Origin of the sequence: Prevotella sp. HMSC073D09 (assembly GCF_001814145.1) — a bacterium.
In the GTDB taxonomy this organism is placed as follows: Bacteria; Bacteroidota; Bacteroidia; order Bacteroidales; family Bacteroidaceae; genus Prevotella; species Prevotella conceptionensis.
In genome coordinates this window covers 35555-39182 of sequence record NZ_KV815111.1, presented here as the reverse complement: position 1 = coordinate 39182, position 3628 = coordinate 35555, and the positions used below count along the sequence as shown (strand labels likewise).

Here is a 3628-nt window from a genome sequence, read left to right as displayed (position 1 = left end):
ATCGGAAAAAGACGGCGAATATTGGATGCTTACAATATATTAATACAGACACGTATGTATCTGACTCTATGAGCAACTCTCCAAACGGCCCCGACTATGATATGGAACGCCTCAGAAGAATGATGGATGCCCTTGAACATCGTGACGACGACAGTAAACGCATGCCTTATAGCCCAGGGCATCGACAGTATTTATACCGAAATCTAACGCAAGGTAAAATCACTGTGTATACTTCTTTGTTCGGCGATCATTGTTTTTATGAAGAACCCATACCACAAATGGACTGGCATTTGGTGGCAGATAGCACGCGAACGATAGTTGGCCAGCAATGTCTAATGGCTAAAACGCGATTCAGGGGGCGTGAATGGACGGTTTGGTATGCACCCGAGGTTGGCATTCCACTTGGGCCTTGGAAACTGGCTGGCTTGCCTGGGCTGATATTAAAAGCCCATTGCGAGAACTACATGGACTTGGAGGCGAACAGCCTACAAACCAAAGGCGTGCCGCCCGTTATGTTCTACAATTTCTATAACCACAAGTACACACTCATCGCACGTGAGAAATACCTGAAAGCAAGCACCGATCCCAAAACCTATCCACCCAAAACAATCATCGCCCCACCAATGGAATTAGAGTGAATGGCAAGAGTGAAGAGTACGAATAAGCAGTTTTCTTGGAGGCTCCTAGCTCACTTTCATGCTCTCCTTATATTATAGATGTGGCGGCATAGTGCACATGTTCACATCACATAACTAAACTTTTTACAACGATGAAAAAGGCATGTTTGATGGCAATAGCCATATTGTGGACTTTCGTCACATGTGCACAAGTGGTGAAAGTGGAAGGTAGATTGACTGATACAAACGGTCAACCGATGCAATGGGTTGTGGTGAAACACGTGGATGCAGAAAGCAACAAGATGCTGAATTATTGCCAAACTGATGCGGAAGGGCGATTCAGCATCGAGGCCAAGGTGGGAAACAGCCTGCAAGTTTCCTCTCTTGGGTATAAGGCTAGGCGTATTGAAGTGAAGGAGGGCATGCCTTTTCAGAAGCTGACAATGACTGATGATGCCGTGACGCTTAAAGAAGTGAACGTGAAATCAGAAAAGGTCAAGCTTAGTGGAGACACCATAAAATATCTGTTAGCTACCTATGCACAAGCCGGCGACCGAACATTAGCCGACGTGTTGAGGCGCGTTCCTGGTTTTGAAGTGAACAAGGAGAGCGGCCAAATTTCCTATGGAGGAAAGCCGATAAGCAACTTTTACATCGAAGGACTCGACCTTCTGGGAGCTAAATACGGTGTGGCCACCAATACGCTACCGCAAGGTGAGGTGGCATCGGTGGAGGTGATAAAACACCATCAACCAGTAAGAGTACTTGAGGAATTTACTTATACCAACGACGATGCCGTGAACATACGTATGAAAGACGGAGCGAAGGCACACTGGATCGTTACGGCCAAAGGCAGTGTTGGCCTAAAAAGTAAGGGCACTTTGTGGGAAGCCGAGAGTTTTGCTATGCGCATTAAGCCACAATGGCAGCTGATGGCTACCTACAAGTCAAATAATTTGGGTAAGCCAATAGGCAAGGAAACAACAAACCTGTTTAACTTCGACGAGATAAGTAGTAGGCTAACAGATGTGATACAGCTGCCTGTGGCTAATTCGGGGTTTCTTGGTAGGCGGTCGCTTTTCAACAGAAGCCATAGCTTTACGTTAAATACGCTGAAACGCATAAACGACATTTCGCAGGTGAATTTGCAGCTGATATACGAGAACAACGAAGAAAATACGTGGGAAAGACGGGTGACTGAATATTATAGAGCAGGTGACACGCACCTGACCGACAACCAAAAACATGGATTGACCCGTGAGAACAATCTCCACGCCTTATTGAAATACGAGAACAATGCCAACAACCATTACCTGAAAAACAAGCTACAAGGCGACCTGGAATGGCGTAAGCAATGGCTAAACGAGACAGGAACGAATGCCCATATCGTGTATGCCAAGCTACCGAAGTTTACCGTCAGAGACGACCTTTACCTTATCAAACGGTGGGGTAAGCACCTCTTGTCGTTCAATTCGGGCAGCATCTACGAAACAAGGCCACAGCGAATACAAGCAGATTCGGCTTTACAGACCCTTACACAGCATTATTTTGAAACCAACACAAGTTTGCAAGGAGCTTTGCTTATAGGTAAAGTAAAACTATCGACAAGCCTTGGTGTGAATGCGGTTGTGCATAATTTGCAATCCAATCTCTGTGGCGTGCCCGATAGTGTTTGGGCTAATAAGATTGGTGATGGTCGTTTCGGTTTCTGCCAACTATACGCCAATCCCGAAGCGGAATATCGTTTGCGCGACGTACGCTTTACACTTTCGGCCTTCTTGGAACACAACATGTATTGGTATCGGGGGCATGGTGGCCAGTGGCATACATACGTCTCGCCCGGCCTAACCATACAGTGGAATGCCACGCCACGGTTAGAATTCAGGTGTAGTGCAAGCGAATACACTTCGCAAGTAGACATCAACAGGTTTTTCGACGTGCTAATTCTGCAAGATTATGAGTATGCCAGCAGGGGCTATAACGGCTATGCAGTGTGCAGGGAACGAAACGTACGACTAAGAATGCTATATAAAAATGCCTTGCAGGCTACGCATTTTAACGTGAATGTGACACGAACGCAGGGCACGAACCCATATACCACATCGCGTGAGTTTGTGGGAAAGTACATTGTGTTGTCGCTGTTGCCCTTCGAAACGCGGTATAACATGTGGAAAGTGACATCGATGTTGTCAAAGGGATTTTCGCTGTTCAACACTAAATTGCAAACAATGGTGGACTATAATCATACGAACACCTACATATCGCAAGATGGAATGCGTATGCCCTGCAAACAGACGGACTGGGGTTGAAGACTAGTCTCAACATGGTTTTATGGAAAGGAATGGACTTTAACTATGCCCTGTCTTACCGTTGGAGCAAGATGCACATGCCCGATTGGGACAAAAGGTCGTCGCTAAATAACTGGCATCACGAGGCACAGGCCATCATTCCGCTTGTGGGTGCAATGAAATTGGAAACCAACTTGGAATGGTATCGCAATCAATTACCTGACAGAGGCTATAAGGATATGGTGTTTGTAGACTTGGCTTTGGGGTATGTAGGAAGACACATTGACTGCAAGTTGAAGTTAACCAATGCGCTGAACAAGAGCAGTTACGCTTACAGTATGAATAACGACTTGGTGCGGACTACTACAGACATGCGTGTTAGAGGGCGTGAACTGATGTTGACGCTCACATATAGGCCGTGATGCATGGTGTGAATTGCTGCTGACGGTGATACGCTCGGATTGCTATGGGGGTGCAAAAGAAAACTGTACACTCGTCAACTTGCCAGCCTTTGTCAACTTTTCAGCTAGAAATTTAACATTATAAGTACCCTTTTTATCCACCAATCGCCCACCTTGCTGCAAAAAATCGATTCTCGCGAAGGTTTGTTTTGATGCAAAAAGGGGTTAGTCCGTGAATGCAGCAAAATGAATTTTTATTTAAAAAGACTGCCATTTGTACTACATCTTGGGCTATTTGCGGCTAAATGTACTGCAATTTGCT

General features: G+C 45.7%; 3 protein-coding genes. All 3 read left to right on the top strand.

Annotated elements, in window-relative coordinates; all coding sequences use genetic code 11:
- On the top strand, nt 1-638 hold a 638-nt coding region (locus HMPREF2955_RS09960), incomplete at its 5' end, for a GLPGLI family protein (RefSeq protein WP_139145539.1).
- Nucleotides 639-769: 131 nt separating this feature from the next.
- A complete protein-coding gene (locus HMPREF2955_RS09955) occupies nt 770-2926 on the top strand; it encodes a TonB-dependent receptor (protein ID WP_083317693.1) in 2157 nt (718 codons plus the stop codon).
- Between the two features lie 32 nt (nt 2927-2958).
- Nucleotides 2959-3327 carry a hypothetical protein gene (locus HMPREF2955_RS15225; RefSeq protein WP_083317692.1) on the top strand — a complete coding sequence of 123 codons (369 nt, stop codon included), beginning with the start codon at nt 2959-2961 and terminating at the stop codon, nt 3325-3327.
- The last annotated feature ends 301 nt before the right edge of the window (nt 3328-3628 follow it).

Bases quoted from the DNA above. Each gene is read 5' to 3' on its own strand.
- HMPREF2955_RS15225 (WP_083317692.1), top strand. From the start codon at position 2,959: ATGGACTTTAACTATGCCCTGTCTTACCGTTGGAGCAAGATGCACATG.
- HMPREF2955_RS09955 (WP_083317693.1), top strand. From the start codon at position 770: ATGAAAAAGGCATGTTTGATGGCAATAGCCATATTGTGGACTTTCGTC.